Raw genomic sequence first — 22,604 nt, forward strand, 5'->3', positions numbered from 1 at the left:
TGGCCAACATGCGGGTCGCTCGATAGTAATCATCAGCGCAATCGATGAAACGCCTTGCGCAGAGCGCCCGCTGTTGGATGGGAGCGCAGAGAACAAATATCGCTCGTTTGAAGCGTCCATTGTAGGAGCAGCCTTGTGCTGCGAAGAGGCCGGTACTGACAAAGCCTTTGTATTGCTTGTCCCGGCCTCTTCGCAGCACAAGGCTGCTCCTACAAAACCTCACTTAACCAATGAGTCGCTTGTCCGCGAAGGACAGGCACGTGTCCTCCACATCACATGCATCTTATGGCGATACCAGCACATCGCACTGGGATTCGTTCAGCACATGCTTGGTGACGCTGCCTATCAGCAGCTCTTCAAGCGCGCTTTCCCCTTGCTTGCCAACCACGATCAGGTCGCATTCCAGCTCTTGTTCCTGCTCGGCAATCCGCCAGGCAGGGTCGCCATGCACCACGATTTGCCGAGCATCTGCCACTCCGGCGGTTTCGCTCAAGGCCGCGAGCTGCTGGACCGCATCCTTGCGGATGACATTGCGGTAGTGTGCAAGGGTCTCATGGTCGATGTGGGCGAAACGCATGCTGCCTTCGAACGGCGCTTCGTAAACATGCAACAGAATGATCTCGGCCTGTGGGGCAATGGCTTTTGCCAGTTCGATGGAGCGCAGTGACGAAGGCGAAAAATCAACTGCAACCAGCAAGGTCCGGTAGGCATCGCGTGGCGCCTGCTTGACCACCAGCAAAGGGCAGGGCATGCGGTTTAGCATCTTCTGCACCGTGGAGCCCAGCAGCAGGCGCCGCGCGACGCTCTGGCCCTTCGCCCCGCATACCAGCAGGTCGCTGTGTTTATCCTGCACCACACGGGTGATCTCCGTGGTCACCGAGCCATGCGCTACCTGCACGCCAGCGGCGATGTCATGGCGCTGGAACAGCATTGCAGCCAGTGCGCGGATTTTTTCGCCAGCGGTATCCAGCACACGCTTCAGCAGATCATCACCAGGTGCGACCAGCTGCTTCAAGCGCTCGAAGGGGGCCGGGTTGGCAACGTACAGCAGGTCCAGCGATGCCTGCTGCGCCTTGCTCAGGTGCGCAGCGCGCTCTGCCGCGTTGCGGGCGGAGGTGGACAGGTCGGTTGCTACCAGTACGTGGTTCAGGTGGCTCATGTGGGACTCCTTATCCAAGGCCGCGCACAGTGCTCGATGGCGATGGCCTTGAGCACAATGCGCATGGCGGTTTTCGATTCGTTCCTTGCTGACAGCCATCGTCGCGCGAACCCGGCCCAGCGGCTTGACGTGCGTCAAGGGAGCACTTCGGCTGATAGGCTCGCAGGGCTATTGCGATTGTTTACATGAGTCAACTTGATGCTTTCCCGTAGCAGTACTAATACTAAGAGACTGCCGGGAGGGGGATGATCATGCAGACGCGCTTTGTTGTGGTTCCCGCTGTGCCGCTCAAGAAAGAGATTTACCCGCGTAGTCTTGGCTTTCCCGCAACGTTAGGGGAGGGCTATGACCTTTATGACACACAGGAAAAGCTGCGCCTGACCCTCAACTACCCCACACGTGCCGAGGCGGAATTCGTATGCGCATCCCGCAACAGTTGCCGGGATGCCGACACGGCGGATATCGCCGGGAATGGTTGATGCTGTGGCGGACACCGGCGTAGCCGGTGCCATGCATCACATTGCGTTCTTCGCGGGCACGCCCGCTCCCACAGGGATTGCGCCCGGTTCAGGGCTTGCGGTCATGCGTGCTTGAGCGCTTCCACCAACTGTGCCTTGGTCATGGTGGAGCGCCCTTTGATGTTTTTGCTGCGCGCTTCCTTCATCAGGCTTTGCTTGCTCTGGGTTTCCAGGGAGCTGCCCGATGTGCGGGAATGACCTTGGCGCGACTTCGCCGCCCGTTTGGCCGAGTCCGAGCGGGCAGTTTTCTTCTCGCTGGAGGATGTAGCCTTACCCGAGCCACCTTTCTTCTCGCCTCCACCGGACTGTTTGTTCACGGTGGCCCAGGCACGCGCTTCGGCCTGCTCTTTGGGCACGCCTTTTTGCTCGTAGCTTTCCTCGATGTGTTCGGCCTTGCGCTTCTGCTTGTCGGTGTATTTGTCCTTGTCGCCGCGTGGCATGGCACTCACTCCCGTCTGGTTTACATGAGCGGTTGAATGCCGCGGCAACGCCCGAGTGCCCGGTAATCGACCAGCGGCGCCACGAAGCCTGCTGCCTGACGGAAGCAGTCATTCAACCGACACATCGAAGCCGTAGGGTTGAGACAGGAACCACTCCAGGGCTCTGGCCCCTGATGTTGCCGTGATGGCGCCGCCAGACGGCTCTACCGTGCGGCCTGCCATTCATCGGTCACAAAGCTGTAACATTGCTGCTGCAAAGTGTGCCGGCCATCACACGGAGCGCTTTTCGATGATACGCCTGATGAAATCTGCTGCACTCGCCGTTGCCGTTTCTCTTTGCGCCACTTCGGCATCCTTTGCCGCAGAGAACATCCGCCTGACCGGTTCCGGCGCAAGTTTCCCGGCACCGATCTACCTGACCTGGTTCAAGGCCTTCAGCAAGGAAACCGACGGTGTCACCGTTGACTACCAGTCCAAGGGGAGCGGGGCGGGTGTTCAGGACTTTCTGAACAAGACCGTCGACTTTGCCGCCAGCGACTCGGCAATGAAAGCCGAAGAAATCGCCAAGGTCGGCGAAGGCGTGCAGTTGCTGCCAATGACCGCCGGTGAAATCGTCCTGGCTTACAACCTGCCAGGCAACCCCAAAGGGCTGAAGCTGCCACGCGATGTGTACTCCAACATCTTCCTCGGCAAGATCACCCAGTGGAACGACCCGCAGATCGTCGCGGCCAACCCTGAGCTGAAACTGCCCGCCACCCCGATCACCGTGGTCGTGCGTGCCGACTCCAGCGGCACCACTGCGGTATTCACCAAGCACCTGTCGGCCATCAACGCTGACTTCAAGCAAGCGCTGGGTGAAGGCAACACCGTCAACTGGCCGGCCAGCGACAAGTTCATCAAGTCGCCGAAGAACGATGGCGTAACCGCCACCGTCCGCCAGACCCCAGGCGCCATCGGCTACATCGAATACGGCTTCGCCAAGCTGGCCAAGGTCGACTTCGCCCAACTGCAGAACAAGGCCGGCCAATACGTCGTGCCGAACGCCGAGAGCGGTGCCGAGGCGCTGGCTGCGGTGAAGATGCCGGAGAACCTGGTGGCCTGGCTGCCTGACCCGGACGGTGCCAAGTCCTACCCGATCACCTCCTACACCTGGATGATCTTCCGCAAGGACAACGGTAACCCGGCCAAGGCCAAGGCCATGCGCGAAATGGTCGAATACAGCCTGACCGAAGGCCAGAAGATCGCCGACTCGATGGGCTACATCCCGCTGCCAGCGTCGGTTGTCGATCAGGTACGCAAAGCGTCGGCCAACATTCAGTAACACGTCCAGGCGCTCCCGGTGTGGTCTGGCGGCCATGCCGGGTGTGTTTGCTCTCTGTCCCGGAACTTGCCCATGAACACTCCTTTTGCCATCCCGGCTAACCCCGACTCCGCGTGCCAGCCACCGTCTGCGAAAGACTTCCTGGTTGATCGCACCTTCCGTGCGCTTGCACGCATCGGTGTGGTGCTGGTGCTGGCGCTGGTCTTCGCGCTGGTCTACGAAGTGGGCCGCAAGGCACTGCCAGGCATCGAGAAGCACGGCTTTGACGTGCTGTTCGGCAGTGTCTGGGACGTCAACCAAGGCAAGTACGGTATTCTGCCAGCGATCTGGGGCACGCTCTACAGCGCCCTTATCGCCCTGTTGATCGCCGGTTTCTTCGGCGTCAGCATGGCCATCTTCCTGACCCAGGACTTCCTCCCGGCCCGGCTGGCGGCGGTGTTCCGCACCATCGTCGAGCTGCTCGCTGCCATCCCCAGCGTCGTCTACGGCCTGTGGGGGATCTATGTGGTCATCCCGGCCATTCGCCCGCTGACCACCTGGCTGAACAGCGAGCTGGGCTGGATTCCCTTTTTTGGTACTTCCCTGAGCGGCCCAGGGCTGCTGCCTGCCGCACTGGTGCTGGCGATCATGATTCTGCCGACCATCGCCGCCGTTTCGCAGGACGCCCTGACCAGCGTGCCGATGAAGACCAAGCAGGCCGCCTACGGCCTGGGCGCCACCCACTGGGAGGCCATTCTCAAGGTAATGGTGCCATCGGCAGCCACCGGTATCTTTGGTTCGCTGGTACTCGGCCTGGGCCGTGCGCTGGGTGAAACCATGGCGCTGGCCATGCTGGTGGGCAATGCCAACAACATTTCCCTGTCCCTGTTCGCCCCGGCCAACACACTGGCGGCCTTGCTGGCCCTGAACTTCCCGGAGGCCGGCCCGAACGAGGTCGAGGTACTGATGTACGCCGCACTGGTGCTGATGTTCATCACCCTGCTGGTGAACGTGCTCGGCTCGATGATCATGCTCTACGCCCAGCGGGGTAACAAATGATGACCAACCTCACCACCCCTGCAAACGCGTTGCCCAGCCTGCAGCGCAAGCTGGAAGGCCGTTCCCTGCGCAGCCTGTTGTTGACCATGCTGGCATGGTTCGCGGCACTGGTTGCCAGCGTGCCGCTGATCTCCGTGCTGTACATGCTGATCACTCGCGGTGGCGCACGCCTCAACCTGGAGGTGTTCACCGAGCTGCCACCCACCGGCTTCGAGATGGGCGGGGGCTTTGGCAACGCCATGGCCGGTACTTTCGTCATGGTCGGCATTGCTGCTGCCATCGCCGTCCCGGTCGGTATCCTGGCCGCGGTGTTCCTGGCCGAACTCGGCCCTGACAGCAAGCTGGCCAACGCCGCGCGCTTTGCCGCCAAGATGCTCACCGGCCTGCCGTCGATCCTGGCTGGCGTATTCGCCTATGCCCTGGTGGTGATGACCACCGGCACCTACTCCGCGCCGGCAGGTGGTGTGGCCCTGGCGGTATTGATGCTGCCCATCGTCGTGCTGACCGCTGAAGAGTCGATGAAGATGGTGCCCAAGATCATGAAGGATGCCGCCTACGGCATGGGCTGCACCCGTGCCCAGGTGATCTGGAAAATCGTCCTGCCCACCGGCCTGCCGGCCATCCTGACCGGCGTCATGCTGGCCGTGGCCCGTGCCGCCGGCGAGACCGCGCCGCTGCTGTTCACCGCGCTGTTCAGCAACTACTGGATCCTGCATGACGGCGACCTGGCGGTCATGAACCCGACGGCCTCGCTGGCCGTACTGATCTACAACTTCTCCGGCATGCCATTCGACAACCAGCTCGAGCTCGCCTGGGCGGCCTCGCTGGTACTGGTGATGATCGTGCTGGTAATCAACATTCTGAGCCGAGTATTCGGCAAGCCCAAGTATTGAGAAAGGGAGCATCCGACCTTGAACGTATCCACTGCGCCAAAAGCCGCTCCCGTGGTCAGCGAAGCCCCCATCGTCATGGACTGCAAGCTGGACAAGATCTTCTACGGCAATTTCATGGCCGTTCGCGACAGCCATGTGCCGATCCGCAAGAACGAGATCACCGGTTTCATCGGGCCGTCCGGCTGCGGCAAGAGTACCGTGCTGCGTAGCCTCAACCGCATGAACGACCTGGTGAAGGGCTTCCGTTTCGAAGGCCATGTGCACTTCCTGGGCCAGGACGTCTACGGCAAGGGCGTCGACCCTGTGGTGGTGCGCCGCTACATCGGCATGGTGTTCCAGCAGCCCAACCCGTTCTCCATGAGCATCTTCGACAACGTCGCCTTCGGCCTGCGCCTGAACCGCTACAAGGGCGATATCGGTGACCGCGTCAAGCACGCGCTGCAGGGCGCCGCGCTGTGGGACGAGGTGAAGGACAAGCTCAAGGTCAGCGGCCTGGCACTGTCCGGCGGCCAGCAACAGCGTCTGTGCATCGCCCGCGCCATCGCCACCGAGCCGGAAGTACTGCTGCTGGACGAACCCTGTTCGGCACTCGACCCGATTGCCACCCGCCGGGTGGAAGAACTGATGGTCGAGTTGAAGAAGGACTACACCATCGCCCTGGTGACCCACAACATGCAGCAGGCGATTCGTGTGGCCGACACCACCGCGTTCTTCTCGGTCGATATCTCCAAGGGCACCCGTACCGGTTACCTGGTCGAAATGGGCCCGACCACGCAGATTTTCCAGAACCCGCGTGAGCAGCTGACCGCCGACTACATCAGCGGCAAGTTCAGCTGAGGCCGCACGTGCCAAGGTGGCCGGGTGTTGCAGTCAGGAAGGCTGCAACACCCGGGCGCATTACCTTCCGTCAAGTGTTACCAGGGATTTCCAATGCCAGCGACGCGTCGTCTTGATCTGCCAGCGGTAGAGCGCGCACTGCGTGAGGTGCAGGCCCGCTTTGCCGAACTCAGCCAGCATTTCACCGAACCGCGCGATCCGTTTACCGACGAGGTGCTGCTGAATGTGGTTGAAGGCTATGCCCTGATTGACGACTATGTCGCCCGGGGTGTCGACCTTTTCGACCTTCAGCAACTGAACCTGATGCTGGAGATCAACGCCACCGTGCTGTGCGGCAGCGACCCGGCACGCAGGCTGGAGTTTGCCCCGCACCTGGCGGCGACCGAGGCGCACTTTTTCAACAACGTGGAGGGCGGCATCAAGGACCTCTACAACTGGTATTGCTCGTACGGCAGCGATTCGATCTGGAAGCGCGCGGCGGGTGTCTACGTTCGAATTCTGAGCAAGCCGCAGCTGTTCATCGAAGGCAACAACCGCACAGGGTCGCTTATTGTCAGCTACCTGCTGATGCGCGCGGGGTTACCGCCATTCGTGTTGTCGCTGGACAATGCCGAGGGTTACTTCAACCCATCCTCGGTCATACGCAACTCTGCCAAGCATGGTGTCAAGGCTTTGTACGAACTACCCAAGATCAAGAAAAAGTATGCAGCTTTCCTTGAAGCGCACGCGCCTGAGCCCGGCAAGTTCTTCCTGGGCGTCACATCCATGCCTGCGCGCGAGAGGTGCCGCTGATGCAAAGCTCTTCTCTGTTCCAACGCGGGCGGCAAGCCCTCGAGCGCACGTTCAACCGCCCGCAGATACGCATTTCGTTCGATATCGACGACACGCTCGCCTGCCAGGCCGACCATGCCGCCGCCGAGGACAGCAAGCTGCCGGCGTTCATCCACCGCTGGTTGGGTGAACCCCTGCGCAGTGGCACGCGCTCGCTAATCCGCGACCTGCGCCGCCAGGGCTGCAGCATCTGGATCTACACCTCGTCGGGGCGCACGCCGTCTTACATCCGCCGTTGGCTGATGCTCTACGGTATCCGCGTCGATGGCGTGGTCAACAGTGACCGGCACCAGCATATCCTGGCCGTGAACGGGCTTGAGAATGCGCCTTCCAAGTTGCCGTCGGCCTTCGATATCGACCTGCATGTCGATGATTCCGAGGGCGTGCGGCTGGAAGGCGTCGACCACGGTTTTCGCGTGGTGGTGGTGTGCCCCAAGGATGAGAACTGGGCGCAGAAAGTGATGGATGCGGCGGTCGATGTCCAGGCACAGCTGGCCTGGCAGCAACCGCACCGCTATGAAATGCCGGTACGGCAGCGTTCGCAGGCCCTCGCTTCCTGAGGGCTTCAAGGTACTTTTCTCGTTACGCCTCTTCGCTACTTGTTGCCCCCCATACCTCCCTTCGCGGCTTCCCATTTTCAGCTTCGGCTTGACTCGTGAAATTTTTCATGTATTTTTTCATGAAAAATAACTCTAAAAATTTCACGGCAGTCTCAAACGATGAAGATGCACGAAGAGGTTGAAGCCCTCGCGATCCTTATTCACGACCTGCGCAAATTCAAGAACCTGACCCTGGGCGAACTGGCCGAGCGCATCAACCGCTCGGTGGGCTTCTTGTCCCAGGTCGAGCGCGGTGTTTCGCGCCCTACCGTGGCCGATCTCACCGCCATCAGTGAAGCGCTCGGCGTATCCACCGCGTACTTCTACAACCTGAGCAAGCCCCGCAGCGTCAGCTGGGTCACGCGCCCCCACGAGCGGCGCACGCTGTACCTCGAGTCGGGCATCACCGATGTGCTGGCTTCGCCCACCATCGGCGGCGCGTTCTCCATGCTCGACAGCCATCTCGAGCCAGGCGCCAGCAGTGGCGAGCTGTACCTGACTGACCGTTCCGAGCAGGGCTGTTTCGTGCTCGAAGGCGAACTCACGGTCTGGCTGGACCACGGCGACGCCGTGACCCTGCAGGCCAACGACTGCTTCCAGCTGCACCCCCACGCGCAGTTCCGTTACGCCAACCTGACGGAAAAAACCACCCGCGTGCTCTGGGTCTTCAACTGAATTCGTTCACCTCACAAGGACAAGAAGATGAGTGTCGTCTTTCCGGATCTGCTGACTGAAGTGCGCTCGTTCCGAGCGAAACACCCAGAAATACGTTATGTCGACCTGATTGCGCTGGATATTCCCGGGCACTTCTACGGCAAGCGCTATCCCATGGACATGCTGGAAAAAGTCGCAGCCGGCGCGCCGCTGAAGTTGCCGCAGAACTGCGTGTTGCTGGGCACCCAGGGGGGGCTCTATCCAATCGGTGACTACTGCTTCGCCGATGGCGACCCGGATGCCGCCCGCCGCCTGGTGCCGGGTACCCTAAGGCCGGTGCGCTGGGAAAAGGAACCGATCGCGCAGATGCTCATCACCTCTGACGGCACCGCCAACCCCATCGAGTTCGAGCCCCGTGAAGTGCTGGCCCGGGTGATCCAGCGCCTGGCCAGGCGCGGCATTCGCCCGGTGGTGGCCTTCGAGCTGGAGTTCTACCTGTTCGACCGCAAGCTCGATAACGGCCTGCCACAGTACCCACGCGACAAGGCGACCGACGACCACGACGACCAGCCGAACATGCACATCGAGCGGCTGTCGCGCTTTGCACCGGTGCTGCACGAGATGGTCGATGGTGCCAACGAGCAAGGCGTGCCGGCGAACGTCATCACCGCGGAGCTGGGCCCAGGCCAGTTCGAGATCAACTTCTCGCACAGCGACGATGCCATGAGCGCGGCGGACTGGTCGGCGCTGTTCTGCCGCAGTACCCGCGGTATCGCGATGAAGCACGGCTACCGAGCCAGCTTCATGAGCAAGCCGTACCTCGATGCGCCGGGCAGCGGCATGCATGTGCACGTCAGCCTGTACGACAACGCCGGCAACAACATCCTCGCCGGCGATGACCAGCGCAAGCTGCGCCATGCGGTGGCAGGGTGCCTGGAGTTGCTGCCCCACTGCATGCCGATCTTCGCCCCGAACCACAATGCCTACCGCCGTTACGGCGCCATGGTCAACGCGGCGAGCAAGGCCAGCTGGGGTTTCGAAGATCGCGATGCGTGTATTCGCATCCCCGAGTCCGACCCCCGCAACCTGCGCATCGAACACCGCCTCGCTGGGGCCGATGCCAACCCGTACCTGGTGCTGGCGGCCATCCTGACCGGGATGGAGCATGGCCTGGAACGTGGCGTCGAGCCCATTGCCCCGCTGAACGACAACCGCCAGAGCGGCATCGAGTTCCCCAAGGATGCCTTCAGTGCCCTGGCCGCCATGCGTCACCACCCGGAGGTCAACGCGGGCCTGGGCAGTGAATTCGTGATGGTCTACTGCGAAAACAAATACCAGGAGCAACTGGACTTCATGCGCCACATCGATGCCCGCGAATACCGCTGGTTCCTGTAGGTGCCGGGGTCGGGGCAGCGCCGCTGCAACCTGCCTTTCTACCGTTTCAATACAACGCGCAATATGGATTTGCCGGAGGAAGATATGCCACGTGTGCCCGTTATCGGCATTACCGCATGCACCAGCATGATCGAGCTGCATGCAACCCAGACCATCAGCGAGAAGTACGCGCGCGCGGCGGCCAAGGCAGCGTGTGGGCTGCCCATCGTGATACCCAGCCTCGCAGACCTGATGGACAGCGCCGATATTCTCGACGTGGTGGATGGGCTGATCTTCACCGGTTCGCCGTCCAACATCGAACCGTTCCACTACAACGGACCGGCCAGTGCAGCGGGCACCCATCACGATCCGCTGCGTGATGCCACCACACTGCCACTGATGCGTGCGGCCATCGCCGCCGGAGTGCCGGTGCTGGGCATCTGCCGTGGTTTCCAGGAAATGAACGTGGCGCTCGGTGGCACCTTGCACCAGAAAGTGCATGAGATCGGCATGTTCATGGACCACCGCGAAAGCAAGGGTGAGCCCATCGAAAAGCAATACGGCCCGCGTCACGCCTTGCATATAGAGCCCGGCGGCATGCTCGACCGCATGGGTTTGCCGGCGGTTATCGATGTCAATTCCATCCACGGCCAGGGCATCGATGTACTGGCCCCCGGGCTGAGGGTGGAGGCGCTGGCACCTGATGGCCTGGTGGAAGCTGTTTCGGTCGAGAACAGCAAAGGCTTTGCCCTGGCCGTGCAATGGCACCCCGAGTACCAGGTCATGGACAACCCGCATTACCTGACCATCTTCCAGTCCTTTGGCAAGGCCTGCCGGCATCGCTCGGTACTGCGCCAGATGCTGTTGAAGACCGCCTGACAGCGATTTTTCCCAATTACAAAAAAAGTACCTGCGCAGCACGGCTGCGCAACTTGATGGAGTGAAGTCAATGAGTGAGCAGAATTCGCAGACCCTTGCCTGGCAAGCCATGAGCCGCGACCACCACCTGGCCCCGTTCAGCGATGTTCGGCAGCTGGCCGAGAAAGGCCCGCGCATCATCACCTCGGCCAAAGGTGTGTACCTCTGGGACAGCGAGGGCCACAAGATTCTCGATGGCATGGCGGGCCTGTGGTGTGTGGCGGTGGGCTATGGGCGCGATGAGTTGGCCGACGTCGCCAGCCAGCAGATGAAGCAGCTGCCGTACTACAACCTGTTCTTCCAGACCGCGCACCCGCCCGCGCTGGAACTGGCCAAGGCGATCGCCGATGTGGCCCCGCAAGGCATGACTCACGTGTTCTTCACCGGCTCTGGCTCCGAAGGCAACGACACCGTGCTGCGCATGGTCCGCCATTACTGGGCGCTCAAGGGCCAGAAGAACAAGAAGGTCATCATCGGCCGCATCAACGGTTACCACGGCTCCACCGTGGCCGGCGCGGGCCTGGGCGGCATGAGCGGCATGCACCAGCAGGGCGGGCTGATCCCGGATATCGTGCATATCCCGCAGCCATACTGGTATGGCGAAGGCGGCGACATGACCGAGGCCGACTTCGGCGTGTGGGCGGCCGAACAGCTGGAGAAAAAGATCCTCGAAGTTGGCGTGGACAACGTTGCCGCCTTCATCGCCGAACCGATCCAGGGCGCTGGCGGGGTGATCATTCCACCGCAGACCTACTGGCCGAAGGTGAAGGAGATCCTGGCCAGGTACGACATCCTCTTCGTCGCTGACGAAGTGATCTGTGGCTTCGGCCGTACAGGCGAGTGGTTCGGTAGCGACTACTACGACCTCAAGCCCGACCTGATGACCATCGCCAAGGGCCTTACCTCCGGCTATATCCCCATGGGCGGCGTGATCGTGCGAGATGAAGTGGCCAAAGTCATCAGCGAAGGCGGCGACTTCAACCACGGCTTCACCTATTCCGGCCACCCGGTGGCGGCTGCGGTCGGCCTTGAGAACCTGCGGATCCTGCGTGACGAAAAGATCATCGAGCAGGTGCACGACAAGACCGCGCCTTACCTGCAACAACGCCTGCGCGAGCTGGCTGACCACCCGCTGGTAGGCGAGGTACGCGGCCTGGGCATGCTCGGTGCGATCGAGCTGGTGAAGGACAAGGCCACCCGCGCGCGCTATGAAGGCAAAGGTGTCGGCATGATCTGTCGCCAGCACTGCTTCGACAACGGCCTGATCATGCGTGCCGTGGGCGACACCATGATCATCGCGCCGCCGCTGGTTATCAGCATCGAGGAGATCGACGAACTGGTGGAAAAAGCTCGCAAGTGCCTGGACCTGACGTACGAGGCTGTTCGGTAAGGGGGGCTGCTGTGCAGCCCATCGCCGGCAAGCCAGCTCCCACCTCGACCGCATCGACTTCAAGTGCTGCGCAGTACCTGTGGGAGCTGGCTTGCCGGCGATGGGCCGCAAGGCGGCCCCGAATTACACTGCCGGTTCCCGTAATTCCTTGAAGAATCTTGCTTTGTGAAATGAATCATGTACTTTTCAGGGCATCAATTTTCCCATCCGAAAGTCGCGATTCAACCATGAAAGTGCACGAAGAGATCGAAGGCCTGGCCGTACTGATTCGCGACCTGCGCAAGTTCAAGGGCCTGACACTGGGCGAACTGGCGCAGCGCATCGGCCGTTCGGTGGGCTTTCTGTCCCAGGTCGAACGGGGCGTATCCCGCCCAACCGTGGCCGACCTCACGGCTATCAGCGAAGAGCTCGGCGTCTCCACGGCCTATTTCTACAAGCTGGACAAGCCCCGCGAGCTCGAGTGGGTCACCCGCCCTCACGAGCGTCGTACCCTTCACCTGGCCGGTGGCATCACCGATGTGCTGGCATCCCCCACGATAACGGGCGCGTTCTCCATGCTCGACAGCCACCTGGAGCCGGGGGCCAGCAGTGGCGAGGAGTACCTGGACGACAGCTCGGAGCAGGGCTGCTTCGTGCTCGAAGGCGAACTGACCGTCTGGCTGGATGGCGGCGAGCCGGTAACGCTGCGCGCCAATGACAGTTTTCAGCTGCAACCCCACGCGAGCTTTCGTTACGCCAACCTGACAGACAAGCTCACCCGCGTGCTCTGGGTATTCAGCTGAGAGGGGAATCCAGGCTGGCTCTGGAGTCACCAGGCAATCGGTGTCCCGTCCCACGCCCAGAATGTACCGCTCTGTTCTGGGCCGTGTCGGCTCACCAGCGCTAGAATGCATGTCGCCGCAAACGCCGGCGAGAACAGTTTTCCTGGCGCCACATTGCCCTGAAAGGGTTGGGAAAGGCGGGTGTCGGTGGTCCCGGGATGCAGCAACAGTACCGTGGAAGCGGGGTTCAGTCGCTTGAGCTCGATGCTCGCGGTACGCAGAAGCTGGTTGAGCGCCGCCTTGCTGGCGCGATAGCTGTACCACCCGCCAAGATGATTGTCGCTGATCGACCCGACCCGCGCCGACAGCGCCACATAGGTCATCGGTTGCTGTCGCAACAAGGGCAGCAAGTGCCTGAGCAGCAGGACAGGGGCGAAACAGTTGGTCGTGAAGCTGGCCAGCAGCCCCGCCATATCCAACTGTGTCAGCGCTTTTTCGGCCCGTGCGGGTGGCGCTTGCAGCACGCCAAGCGTGCAAAATACCAGGTTCAAGTGGTTGCAGCAGGCTCCCACCCGCGCCGCCAGTGTTTGCAGTGCCACTTCGGAACAAGCGTCGCAGTCGATGCGAACCAACTGTCGTGGGTGCTCGGCAAACAAAGCATCCAGCGTAGGGCTGCTGGTGGCATGTCGCGAGACGGCAAACACCCGTCCGATGTCGTCGCGCGCCAGCAGTTGTGTGCACAGTGCAAGGCCGATCCCCTGGCTGGCTCCGCAGACCAGCACGTTGGCGGGGGTATGAAGGTCATTGATAAGGCTCACTGAACTGCCTCCTTTGCCGGCCCCGACGCTGGTATGCCTCTGTCACTGGCTCTGCCGAAACAAGGCCCTGAGACCTGCAAGTAAAAGTTGTACAACCTCATAAAAAACTGTACATAGTTTCTAATATTGTACAGGTATTTCACGTGCTCGAGGTCAGTATGGGGCACACGACTCGTTGGGCCTTGCTTTGCCTGCTATTGACTGCCCTGTCGGAGGCGGCGGACTGGCGAGCGGAGCTGCCGGCAGCGCAACGGCTGGGCGTCGGTGAGTTCAGCTGGTTTGGCTTGCGCCTTTACACCGCACAGCTCTGGGCCGCAGGTCCGGTCCAGGACTGGAACCGGCCTTTTGCCCTTGAGCTGGCCTATCACCGAAGCCTGTCCAGGGACACGCTGGTACAGGCCAGCCTCGAGGAAATGTACCGCCTGGCACCTGAAAACGTGACGCCGCAGCGGCGCGCGGCGTGGTCCCAGGCCATGCAGCAGGCGTTTGTGGATGTACGGCCAGGCATGCGCATCACCGGCTTGTACATGCCGGGGCAGGGCTGCCGCTTCTACGTCGATGGCAAACTCAGCCGGGCGGTCGCCGACCCCGTTTTTGCACGGGCGTTCTTCGCCATCTGGCTCGATCCGCGGGCCAGGGATCAACAACTGCGTCAGCGTCTGCTGGGAGGCATGCCATGAATCTGCATAACGGTAACGCTGACCAGCCAGGGGTAGCCTGAAGATGCGCCTGGGTCTGGTACTGGGAGACCAGCTGTCCTTCGACCTGGCAAGCCTCAACGCCCTCGATCCTGCCCGCGATGCTGTGCTGATGGCGGAAGTGGAAGGGGAGGCCAGGTACGTGCCGCATCATCCGCTGAAGATCGTCCTGATCTTCAGTGCCATGCGGCACTTCGCCCTGGCACTGCGCGAGCGCGGTTGGCAGGTGCATTATGTGCAACTCGATGATGACGGCAACAGCGGAACCATCGTTGGCGAGTTGCGGCGCTGGCAGCAGGCCCTGGGAGCCACGCATATTCACCTGACCGAGTGCGGAGAGTGGCGCCTGGAGCAGGCGTTGCGCGATGCCGCACTGCCGCTTGTGTGGCATCGCGACACGCGGTTTCTATGCTCTCGCGAAGCTTTCGCGCGCTGGGCCCGGGAGCGCGGCCAACTGCGCATGGAGCACTTCTACCGTGGCATGCGCAAGCGCACCGGCCTGCTGCTGGAGCCTGACGGCAGCCCGGCAGGTGGAACCTGGAATCTCGATGGCGACAACCGCAAGGCCTTGCCTCGCCAGCTACGTGGCCCCTTCGCCGCACATTTCGCACAGGACGACATCACAGCTGCAGTAATAGCCCTGGTACGGCAACGCTTCAGCGACCACTACGGAGCCATCGACGGTTTCGACTACCCGGTGACCCATGCCGAGGCACGGCAGCTCTGGCAACACTTTCTGGATTTCGGCCTGGCGGCTTTCGGTGACTACCAGGATGCGATGGCCGAGGGCGAGCCGTACCTGTTCCATGCGCGCATCAGTGCAGCACTCAACATCGGGCTTCTTGATGTGCGTTTTCTATGCGACGGGGTCGACAAGGCCTGGCGCGAGGGGCGAGTGCCGCTCAATGCAGCAGAGGGCTTCATCCGCCAGCTGATCGGCTGGCGTGAGTATGTACGCGGCATCTATTGGCTGCGCATGCCGGAGTATGCCGCGCTCAATTACCTGGGTAACGAGCGAGCGTTGCCGGAATTCTACTGGACCGGTCGCACCCGCATGCGCTGCATGGAGCAGGCCATCGGGCAGACCCTTCGCTTGGGTTACGCTCACCATATCCAGCGCCTGATGGTCACCGGCAACTTCGCCTTGTTGGCCGGTATCGCGCCCACCGCAATCTGTGAGTGGTACCTGGCTGTCTACATGGACGCCTTCGACTGGGTCGAACTGCCCAATACGCTTGGTATGGTGATGTACGCAGACGGCGGCTACCTGGGCTCCAAGCCTTACTGCGCCAGCGGTCGCTACATCCAGCGCATGTCCGATCATTGCAAGGCCTGCAGTTACAGGGTTGACCAGGTGGCCGAGGAGGACGCCTGCCCGTTCAATGCCCTGTACTGGCATTTTCTCATCCGTCATCGCCACCTGCTTTCGGCCAACCCGCGTCTGGCGCTGGTCTATCGAAACCTCGATGGCATGTCGGCTGACCGTCGCGATGCCATCTGGCAGCGTGGCCAGACACTTTTGGCGCGACTCGATGCGGCGCAGCCGATATGAAAAAGGGTCTTTTGCCCAGCAAGGTCTGTGTGGTGTGTGGGCGGCCGTTCAACTGGCGCAAGCGCTGGTCACGTTGCTGGGAGCAGGTGCGCTACTGCTCCGAACGATGCCGCAAGTCAGCACCGCACCGCAAGGCGCACAAGCAGGGGGAGGGTAACGGCCCATATCGGCATCAGTAGCAGGCCGGTTACCAGTGGGCCCATGGGCAAGTCGACATTTGCCAGCCCCGCTCCGCCTACATAGGCCAGCGGGCCGCCAACTGCACCCAGCAGTGCACCGAGCTGCCAGTGCCTGTCGGCCCATGCCAGGCTGTGGCGCATGCCGCTGGCCAGTACCAGCCACAGCAGCGCAAGCCACAGCGGCAATGGCCAGGTGTCGAAGCTGAACACGCCCAGCGCGCCCAGCACGCTATCCAGCACACACCCGACCGGCGTTACCAGCAACAGCGCCTTGACCTCTGCGTGGACGGCCGGGCACAGGCTCAGATGCACGGCCAGGCCAGGAATCACCAGCATCGACAGGAAGGGTTTTTCGGCCCCCAGTACGCATAGCCACCAGCCAGCCTGTAGCCACAAGGCATTGGCGAGCAGCCAGCCACGGCTCATCAGGCACTGCCAGGCAAGGGCGCGCGCCGTGCCTGGGGCGCTGCCCAGAGCAGATGCGCGACACCGATGGTGCGCTCCTCGAAACCGCCTTGGCAGTAACACAGGTAGAACTCCCACAGGCGCTGGAACATGTCGTCGTAGCCCAGGTCCGTCAGCGCTGCGCGTGCCTGGCGCAGGTTTTCTCGCCAATGCCGCAATGTGTGGGCATAGTCCTGGCCGAAATCTTCCATGTGCAAGAGGTTGAGTGCGGTGTGCCGGCTGGCAGTTTCCAGCATCACGCTCAACGAAGGCAGTGCGCCACCGGGGAAGATGTAGCGCTGGATGAAATCGACCGACCGCCGCGCCTGCTCATAGCGCTGGTCGCGTATGGTGATCGCTTGCAACAGCATCAGGCCGTCGGGTTTGAGTAGCGAGGCGCACTGGCGGAAATACACCGGGAGGTAACGGTGGCCGACAGCCTCGATCATCTCGATCGAGACCAGTTTGTCGAAGGTGCCTTGAAGATCGCGGTAGTCTTCGCGAAGCACTTTCACGCGCTGCTCCAGCCCCAGGGCCTGAACGCGTTGCAGGGTATGGCTGTACTGCGCCTCGGAAAGCGTGGTGGTGGTGACCTTGCAGCCATATCGGGTGGCGGCGTGGATTGCCAGGCTGCCCCACCCGCAGCCGATCTCCAGCAGGTGGTCGGCAGGGCTCAGCTCCAGCTTCTGGCAGATGCGCTCCAGCTTGTGCAGCTGTGCTTGCTCCAGTGTCTGCCCCGGGTGTTCGAACTGAGCTGCCGAATACATCATGGTGGGGTCGAGCAGCCGCTCGAACAGGGCATTGCCCAGATCGTAGTGCGCCAGAATATTGCGGCGGGCACCGCGCCTGTTGTTGCGGTTGAGTTTGTGCTGCAACCGCAGGGCAGGGCGGCCGAAGCGGGCCAGGCCCCCCTCGAGCGCGTCAAGTACCTCAAGGTTTGCGACGAACAGACGAGTCACCAGCGCCAGGTCGGGACTGCGCCAATAGCCGTGAATGTAGGCTTCGCCAGCACCGATCGAGCCATTGCCGGCTATCAGGCCCCAGGTGATGTCATCAAGGATCTCCACCTCGGCCTGCAACGGGCTGTGGGCGTCACCGAAACTCCACTGCTGCCCGTGGCTGAGCAGGCGCAGGTGGCCATGGCGCAGCCTGCCCAGCCGGGCGAGCACGGCATTTCGTGCCAGCCCGCCGAACAATGGCCCGAGGCCTGCGAACTTGCTAACGCTCAGGGTGGGGTTCGACATCATCAGGGTCCTCGCAGGAATGGCCGAGCGCCAGGTCACGCTGGCTGGCCGTGTGGTCATGGACGGGTGTGCGTTTGAACAGCAGGCGCAATGCCTGCCAGTAAATGGCCGAGACGGTGCGCAGGCTCATCCATGGGAAGGCCAGTACGTATCGGTGCACAGCGGCTCTATCCAGCGCCTGGCGTTGCAAGGCCAGGTCGGCCTCGAACACCTTGCTATCGCCTTGCCAGTTCTCCATGTGGATGCGCACATGTTCAGCGTCCAGGGCGAAGCGCAAGCGATAGTCCATGTGCAGTGGCATGAACGGCGACACATGGAAGGCCTTGGCGACGGTGAAGGGCCCGGCAAGGTTTCCGCGCACCGGCAGCACGTAATGGAAGCGTTCACGCCATGGTGTGTTTCGCACCTCCAGCAGGATTGCCGTCAGTCGTCCGTCGCGGTCATGGCAGAAATAGAAACTGACCGGGTTGAACGACAGCCCCCAGCAACGCAATTGCGTGAGCAGGTGCACCGGCCCCTCAGGCATTTCTCCCGTCGCGCTGCGCACCAGCAAGCGTGCAGCCTGGGCCAGGGGCTCGCCCCGGCGGGTCTGGGCTGGCAGGTAATCTGCCTGGTTCCAGCTCAGCGGCGCCAGGCGCCAGCGCCACAGCCAGCGTGACAGGCCTGTCAGCAAGGCTTGCTCGTCCAGGTCCAGGTAGAACATGCCGATCCTGTAGCGGAAGGCGTGGGGGCGCGGCGCCAGGCGCCGGTGGCTGACCCAGCCCACGCAAAGGCTGCTGTTCACAGGTGCTCTCCGAAATGCGCGGCCACCTTCAACGCACTGACCACGCCATCTTCGTGAAAGCCGTTGCCCCAGTAGGCGCCGCAGAAGTAACTGTGGCGCTGGCCCTGCAGCTGCGCCTGGCGCGCCTGCGCGGCGCACGCCGCAAGGCTGTACTGCGGATGGTCGTACTGGAAGCGGGCAATGATCTGCGCCGGATCCACCAGCGCGGTCTGGTTGAGGCTCACGCAGAAGGTCGTCGGTGCCTGGATACCTTGCAGAATGTTCATGTTGTAGGTCAGCGCGGCAGGCGCCTGCTGCGGCCCGCCGAGACGGTAGTTCCAGCTGGCCCAGGCGCGCTTGCGGCGGGGTAGCAGACGGGTATCGGTGTGCAGCACCACATCGTTGCTGGCATAACCGATGGCGCCGAGCACTTCCCGTTCCTGCACGCTCGGCGCTTCGAGCAAAGCCAGGGCCTGGTCGCTGTGGCAGGCGAACACCACATTGTCGAAACGCTCGGTACCGGCAGCGCTCGTCAGGGTGACGCCACCTTCGTCGCGGCTGACCCGGAAAACCTTGCAGTCGAGGCGGATGCGCCCGGCAAACGGCCGGCACAGCGGACTGACGTAGCTGCGCGAACCCCCTTCGATCACGCGCCACTGTGGACGTTGGTTGACCGACAACAAGCCGTGGTTGCGACAAAACCGCACAAAGAACGCAAGTGGGAAGCCGAGCATGTCCGCGCGGGACATCGACCAGATCGCCGACCCCATCGGTACGATGTAATGGTCGATGAAGCGCTGTCCATAGCGCTGAGCCCGGAGGTAGGCGCCCAGGGTCGCGTTGGCATCGATACGCTGGTTATCCAGGTCGGCGAGTGCCTGACGATTGAAACGCAGAATATCCCGTAGCATCCCCCAGAACCCCGGGGACACCAGGTTGCGGCGTTGGGCGAACAGGGTATTCAGGTCGTGCCCGTTGTATTCCAGGCCAGTGACCGGATCATGCACCGAGAAACTCATTTCGGTCGGCCGTGAGGCGACCTTCAGGTGGTCGAGCAAGCGGATGAAGTGCGGGTAGGTCCAGTCATTGAAGACGATGAAGCCGGTATCTATTGCATGGCGTTCACCCTGCCAGATCACATCGAGGGTATGCGTGTGGCCCCCGATCCATTTCTCGGCTTCGAAAACCGTCACCTCATGCTTGCGTGACAGCAGATGAGCGCAGGATAGCCCTGCAATGCCGCTGCCGATGATTGCTATACGCATGGATCATCATTCCTGTTCATGACGGGCAAGGCGTTGCCCAAGCCCCAGGCGCAGGCGCGCGGGCAGTGCGCCAAGCAGGCGCAATACCAGGATGAAAAGCCGGGGGAAGTTGATTTCCAGCGGGCGCTCGGGAAGGCGTTTGGCAATATGGCTGGCTGCGCGCTGCGCCGACCACAGCTGCGGCATGGGGAAATCGTTGCGACGGGTCAATGGCGTGTCGACAAAGCCCGGGTTGACGAGGGTGACGGCGATGCCTTCGCGGGCCAGGTCGATGCGCTGCGATTCCACCAGATAACGCACGGCTGCCTTGGACGCGCCATAGGCGCCGGCACGGGGCAAGGCCAGCCAGGTCACCGAACTGCCCATGACCACCAGATGAGGGCGTTGACCGGCGCGAAGCAAGGGCAGGGCCGCTGCCAGGCAGTAGCTGACAGCAAGGAAATTGGTACGGACCACACGCTCGACCAAGGCAGGGTCGAAATGGTCCGGCTCCAGGTACTCGCAGGTGCCTGCATTGAGGATCACCCTGTCCAGCGCTCCCCAGGCCTGCTCGATACGGGTTGCGATCCCGGCGACCTGTACGGGGTCGTCCAGGTCGCCAATGGCCAGCAGCACCTGCCCGGGAAAACGTTCAGCCAACGGGGCGAGACGATCTGCATGTCGTGCGCCCAGGGCAACCTGGTGGCCTTGCTCCAGCAGGCATTGTGCAAGTGCGGCACCGATACCGCTGCTTGCGCCTGTCAGCCAGCAGCGGCTCATGCCATCCGGCCTTTGAGCCATCGAATCGCACCGCCCATGACCGGAACATGTTCGTAGAGCAGGGCTGCTGCGTCGAAATAGTCCTGGTGAAAATGGACCCGGTCATGCCATTGCAGGTAACTGCATCCTTGCAAGCTGATCTGCTGACCGCGGGCCAGGCGTGGGTGGCGAAACTGCAGGGTCCAGCGCAGGTAACCTTGCCCAGGTATCACTTCGTCGATGCTGGAAAAGGCATAGCGAATATCGTGAGCGTTGGCGTACAACTGCGCGAAATAGGTTCGCAGAGCGCGCAGCCCCTGGATCTGATGCAACGGATCGCGAAAAGTGACATCGTTGCTGTACAGCTTTTCAAGGGTGCCGAGGTTGCCCCCGTCGAGTCTGCTGAAGTGCTCGGCGAATTGCTGCAGATACGCTGACATGCTGGACTCCAGGAAATCCTGTACAGAAATGGCTTGTTGTACAGGTATATCTGAAGTCTAAGCGTAAATCTATACAAGTCAACGATCTTGTATAGGTTTTGTTCAGCGCTCAGCCTGGCCCAGTTGTCGGCGCAATTCAGCCACCTCGGCCTCCAGCTCGCGTAGCTTCTCCTCAGCGAAAATCTGCGCTGTGACATCGCGCTGGATGCCGATGTAGTACGTCAACTGGTCCGCCTCGTTGTACACCGGCGTGACGGACAACTCGTTCCAGAACAAGCTTCCGTCCTTGCGGTAATTGCGCAGCACCTGGCAGCACGGCAGGCCTCCACGGATCGCCTCGCGGATGTTGGCAAGGCCGGCCTGGTCATGATCGTCGCCCTGCAGAAAACGGCAGTCCTGATACAGGATGTCCTCGGCGCGATAGCCGGTCAGGCGCTCGAAGGCGGGGTTGACGTAGATAAGGATGCTGTCGTCGCCCTCCTGCTCTGCGACGACGATGCCATCGTTGGAATGCTCGACCATCAGTTGCATGAGTTTCGCGTTGATCATGGGGCCCACCTACAGGCATTTAGGATGCGAAGTGCGCGGCCTGGCCTGCGTGCAGAAGGCCTCGGCGCCGTTTGTTGCATGATGACCCAAGGAGGCTCGCCGCAGAAGGTGCATATGGGTTTAGAATGTGCCACCCCCCAGATAAACCCTCATCATGACTGACGCCACCCCAGCCGATTTGCTACCCATGCGCGATGTGGTCAGCCTGACCGGCATCAATCCGGTGACCTTGCGGGCATGGGAGCGGCGCCATGGGTTGATAAGCCCGCAGCGCACCGAGGGCGGCCATCGCCTTTATACCGCCCGCGATGTCCAGCGCATACGCGACATCTTGCGCTGGACCGGCAATGGGGTGCCCATCAGCAAGGTAGGCGGCATGCTCGCAGGGCAGCCGGATGCGCCGGTGCAGCAGCACTCGGCGTTCGACGACTGGCGCGCTGCCGTGGAGCGTGCAACCAAGGCATTCGATACACAAGCGCTGGAAAGCATCCATGGGCAGTTGTTCACCGTCCTGCCCAAGGCCACCGTGCTGCGTGAGGTGCTGATGCCAGTCTGGCATGGCCTGGCCTCAGGCATTGCGCCGGGCCAGCGTAGCCAATGGCTGTTTCTGGACATGTTCCTGCGCGCCCGCCTGCTGATGCGCCTGCAGATGAACCAGGCCGATGCACCGCGCGTGCTGCTGGCAGGCACCGAGGGGCAAGCCGAACTGCAGGTATTGTGCACCGGGCTGCTGTTGAGCAGCGAGCAGCAACGCATCGAAGTGCTCGGTTGCGGGCAGCCGCTGGAAGAAATACCCATGCTGTGTGCAGCAATGCAGCCCGCAGCAGTGGTGATCAAGGTCCAGGTGCCGGTGGACCCTGCCTTGGCCAGGCGCCTGCGTTCGCTGCAAATGGCAATCGTTTGTCCGCTGGCCTTGATTGGCGAGGGATTGACCGATTTACAACCAGCCTGGCAAGGCCTCCCGCTGTGTCTGCTGGACGAGCAGCGCGCTGACGTCGCACCCATGCTGAACGCCTTGCTCAGTGGTGCCCTGGACCTTTGACAGGGGCCCGCTGTAGTCTGCCGTATTGATCCTTGCCTGCTCCTGTGGGTTACGCCAGAAGTCTTGCCTCTGGGCGTAACCCGGTCCTGGGCCGGAATCATCACGCCGCGCGCGCAGGCCCAAAGCACCTGGCAGCCCC

At 62.0% G+C, this 22,604-nt stretch carries 26 protein-coding genes; 16 read left to right on the forward strand and 10 right to left on the reverse strand.

The window, feature by feature from the left end; translation table 11 throughout:
- Nucleotides 1-283: 283 nt before the first annotated feature.
- Nucleotides 284-1,159, reverse strand: a complete 876-nt coding sequence (locus AC2T3R_RS10495; protein WP_486745060.1) for a universal stress protein — start codon at nucleotides 1,157-1,159, stop codon at nucleotides 284-286.
- Nucleotides 1,160-1,404: 245 nt separating this feature from the next.
- On the opposite strand from AC2T3R_RS10495, the gene AC2T3R_RS10500 reads away from it, so the two are divergent.
- On the forward strand, nucleotides 1,405-1,638 hold the full coding sequence (locus AC2T3R_RS10500) for a hypothetical protein (RefSeq protein WP_054572896.1): 234 nt from the start codon (nucleotides 1,405-1,407) through the stop codon (nucleotides 1,636-1,638).
- Nucleotides 1,639-1,739: 101 nt separating this feature from the next.
- Here AC2T3R_RS10500 and AC2T3R_RS10505 read toward each other — a convergent pair whose 3' ends face one another.
- Nucleotides 1,740-2,117: a hypothetical protein gene (locus AC2T3R_RS10505; protein ID WP_015270021.1), complete on the reverse strand. Its 378-nt coding sequence runs from the start codon at nucleotides 2,115-2,117 to the stop codon at nucleotides 1,740-1,742.
- Between the two features lie 289 nt (nucleotides 2,118-2,406).
- On the opposite strand from AC2T3R_RS10505, the gene pstS reads away from it, so the two are divergent.
- The 11 genes from pstS to AC2T3R_RS10560 all read left to right on the forward strand — a co-directional run bounded on the left by pstS (nucleotide 2,407) and on the right by AC2T3R_RS10560 (nucleotide 12,754).
- Entirely contained in the window at nucleotides 2,407-3,438 is a 1,032-nt protein-coding gene (gene pstS / locus AC2T3R_RS10510; protein WP_003259756.1) for a phosphate ABC transporter substrate-binding protein PstS, read from the forward strand.
- 72 nt (nucleotides 3,439-3,510) lie between these two features.
- Nucleotides 3,511-4,476, forward strand: a complete 966-nt coding sequence (pstC, locus tag AC2T3R_RS10515; protein WP_013972145.1) for a phosphate ABC transporter permease subunit PstC — start codon at nucleotides 3,511-3,513, stop codon at nucleotides 4,474-4,476.
- A complete protein-coding gene (gene pstA / locus AC2T3R_RS10520; RefSeq protein WP_486745273.1) occupies nucleotides 4,476-5,369 on the forward strand; it encodes a phosphate ABC transporter permease PstA in 894 nt (297 codons plus the stop codon). Before pstC ends, pstA begins: the two co-directional genes overlap by 1 nt.
- A gap of 75 nt (nucleotides 5,370-5,444) precedes the next feature.
- Nucleotides 5,445-6,206: a phosphate ABC transporter ATP-binding protein PstB gene (pstB, locus tag AC2T3R_RS10525; protein WP_031324478.1), complete on the forward strand. Its 762-nt coding sequence runs from the start codon at nucleotides 5,445-5,447 to the stop codon at nucleotides 6,204-6,206.
- A 93-nt stretch (nucleotides 6,207-6,299) separates the two neighbouring features.
- Nucleotides 6,300-6,998, forward strand: coding sequence for a hypothetical protein (locus tag AC2T3R_RS10530; RefSeq protein ID WP_015270024.1), 699 nt, complete (start codon nucleotides 6,300-6,302; stop codon nucleotides 6,996-6,998).
- Nucleotides 6,998-7,597: a hypothetical protein gene (locus AC2T3R_RS10535; protein WP_486745061.1), complete on the forward strand. Its 600-nt coding sequence runs from the start codon at nucleotides 6,998-7,000 to the stop codon at nucleotides 7,595-7,597. Before AC2T3R_RS10530 ends, AC2T3R_RS10535 begins: the two co-directional genes overlap by 1 nt.
- 159 nt (nucleotides 7,598-7,756) lie before the next feature.
- Nucleotides 7,757-8,311 (forward strand): helix-turn-helix domain-containing protein, encoded by a 555-nt coding sequence (locus AC2T3R_RS10540; protein WP_013972148.1) that lies wholly within the window; start codon nucleotides 7,757-7,759, stop codon nucleotides 8,309-8,311.
- A gap of 27 nt (nucleotides 8,312-8,338) precedes the next feature.
- Nucleotides 8,339-9,685, forward strand: a complete 1,347-nt coding sequence (locus AC2T3R_RS10545) for a glutamine synthetase family protein (RefSeq protein WP_039613291.1) — start codon at nucleotides 8,339-8,341, stop codon at nucleotides 9,683-9,685.
- An 84-nt stretch (nucleotides 9,686-9,769) separates the two neighbouring features.
- Complete coding sequence (locus tag AC2T3R_RS10550; RefSeq protein ID WP_486745062.1) at nucleotides 9,770-10,543, forward strand: gamma-glutamyl-gamma-aminobutyrate hydrolase family protein; 774 nt, start codon at nucleotides 9,770-9,772, stop codon at nucleotides 10,541-10,543.
- A gap of 70 nt (nucleotides 10,544-10,613) precedes the next feature.
- A complete protein-coding gene (locus AC2T3R_RS10555) occupies nucleotides 10,614-11,972 on the forward strand; it encodes an aspartate aminotransferase family protein (RefSeq protein ID WP_102083680.1) in 1,359 nt (452 codons plus the stop codon).
- Nucleotides 11,973-12,199: 227 nt separating this feature from the next.
- Nucleotides 12,200-12,754, forward strand: a complete 555-nt coding sequence (locus AC2T3R_RS10560) for a helix-turn-helix domain-containing protein (RefSeq protein ID WP_486745063.1) — start codon at nucleotides 12,200-12,202, stop codon at nucleotides 12,752-12,754.
- 26 nt (nucleotides 12,755-12,780) lie between these two features.
- On the opposite strand, the gene AC2T3R_RS10565 is transcribed toward AC2T3R_RS10560, so the two are convergent.
- Nucleotides 12,781-13,551, reverse strand: a complete 771-nt coding sequence (locus AC2T3R_RS10565; RefSeq protein ID WP_486745065.1) for an SDR family NAD(P)-dependent oxidoreductase — start codon at nucleotides 13,549-13,551, stop codon at nucleotides 12,781-12,783.
- A gap of 158 nt (nucleotides 13,552-13,709) precedes the next feature.
- Here AC2T3R_RS10565 and AC2T3R_RS10570 point away from each other — a divergent pair, with 158 nt between their 5' ends.
- The 3 genes from AC2T3R_RS10570 to AC2T3R_RS10580 are packed head-to-tail and all read left to right on the forward strand — an operon-like array spanning nucleotide 13,710 to nucleotide 15,980.
- On the forward strand, nucleotides 13,710-14,231 hold the full coding sequence (locus AC2T3R_RS10570) for a chalcone isomerase family protein (RefSeq protein ID WP_486745274.1): 522 nt from the start codon (nucleotides 13,710-13,712) through the stop codon (nucleotides 14,229-14,231).
- A 43-nt stretch (nucleotides 14,232-14,274) separates the two neighbouring features.
- The gene (locus tag AC2T3R_RS10575; RefSeq protein WP_486745066.1) at nucleotides 14,275-15,801 is read left to right on the forward strand and encodes a cryptochrome/photolyase family protein; all 1,527 of its coding nucleotides are present in this window, start codon (nucleotides 14,275-14,277) and stop codon (nucleotides 15,799-15,801) included.
- Nucleotides 15,798-15,980, forward strand: a complete 183-nt coding sequence (locus AC2T3R_RS10580; protein WP_082044671.1) for a DUF2256 domain-containing protein — start codon at nucleotides 15,798-15,800, stop codon at nucleotides 15,978-15,980. The genes AC2T3R_RS10575 and AC2T3R_RS10580 overlap by 4 nt, the downstream gene beginning before the upstream one ends.
- On the opposite strand, the gene AC2T3R_RS10585 is transcribed toward AC2T3R_RS10580, so the two are convergent.
- From AC2T3R_RS10585 to AC2T3R_RS10615, 7 genes are all read right to left on the reverse strand, one after another.
- Entirely contained in the window at nucleotides 15,918-16,406 is a 489-nt protein-coding gene (locus AC2T3R_RS10585) for a DUF2878 domain-containing protein (protein WP_486745067.1), read from the reverse strand. The genes AC2T3R_RS10580 and AC2T3R_RS10585 overlap by 63 nt on opposite strands.
- Nucleotides 16,406-17,668: an SAM-dependent methyltransferase gene (locus tag AC2T3R_RS10590; protein WP_015270035.1), complete on the reverse strand. Its 1,263-nt coding sequence runs from the start codon at nucleotides 17,666-17,668 to the stop codon at nucleotides 16,406-16,408. Before AC2T3R_RS10590 ends, AC2T3R_RS10585 begins: the two co-directional genes overlap by 1 nt.
- Nucleotides 17,643-18,452: a DUF1365 domain-containing protein gene (locus tag AC2T3R_RS10595; RefSeq protein ID WP_410952995.1), complete on the reverse strand. Its 810-nt coding sequence runs from the start codon at nucleotides 18,450-18,452 to the stop codon at nucleotides 17,643-17,645. The genes AC2T3R_RS10590 and AC2T3R_RS10595 overlap by 26 nt, the downstream gene beginning before the upstream one ends.
- Nucleotides 18,449-19,696 carry an NAD(P)/FAD-dependent oxidoreductase gene (locus AC2T3R_RS10600; protein WP_013972159.1) on the reverse strand — a complete coding sequence of 416 codons (1,248 nt, stop codon included), beginning with the start codon at nucleotides 19,694-19,696 and terminating at the stop codon, nucleotides 18,449-18,451. Before AC2T3R_RS10600 ends, AC2T3R_RS10595 begins: the two co-directional genes overlap by 4 nt.
- A gap of 6 nt (nucleotides 19,697-19,702) precedes the next feature.
- Complete coding sequence (locus AC2T3R_RS10605; RefSeq protein ID WP_013972160.1) at nucleotides 19,703-20,455, reverse strand: SDR family NAD(P)-dependent oxidoreductase; 753 nt, start codon at nucleotides 20,453-20,455, stop codon at nucleotides 19,703-19,705.
- Entirely contained in the window at nucleotides 20,452-20,874 is a 423-nt protein-coding gene (locus tag AC2T3R_RS10610; RefSeq protein ID WP_486745068.1) for a nuclear transport factor 2 family protein, read from the reverse strand. The genes AC2T3R_RS10605 and AC2T3R_RS10610 overlap by 4 nt, the downstream gene beginning before the upstream one ends.
- Before the next feature lie 102 nt (nucleotides 20,875-20,976).
- Nucleotides 20,977-21,423 carry a PAS domain S-box protein gene (locus AC2T3R_RS10615; protein ID WP_003257626.1) on the reverse strand — a complete coding sequence of 149 codons (447 nt, stop codon included), beginning with the start codon at nucleotides 21,421-21,423 and terminating at the stop codon, nucleotides 20,977-20,979.
- Nucleotides 21,424-21,577: 154 nt separating this feature from the next.
- Between AC2T3R_RS10615 and AC2T3R_RS10620 the strand changes: the two genes are divergently transcribed.
- Nucleotides 21,578-22,465, forward strand: coding sequence for a MerR family transcriptional regulator (locus tag AC2T3R_RS10620; protein ID WP_486745069.1), 888 nt, complete (start codon nucleotides 21,578-21,580; stop codon nucleotides 22,463-22,465).
- The last annotated feature ends 139 nt before the right edge of the window (nucleotides 22,466-22,604 follow it).

The sequence above is a fragment of the Pseudomonas sp. PVC-5-1 genome, assembly GCF_057444345.1.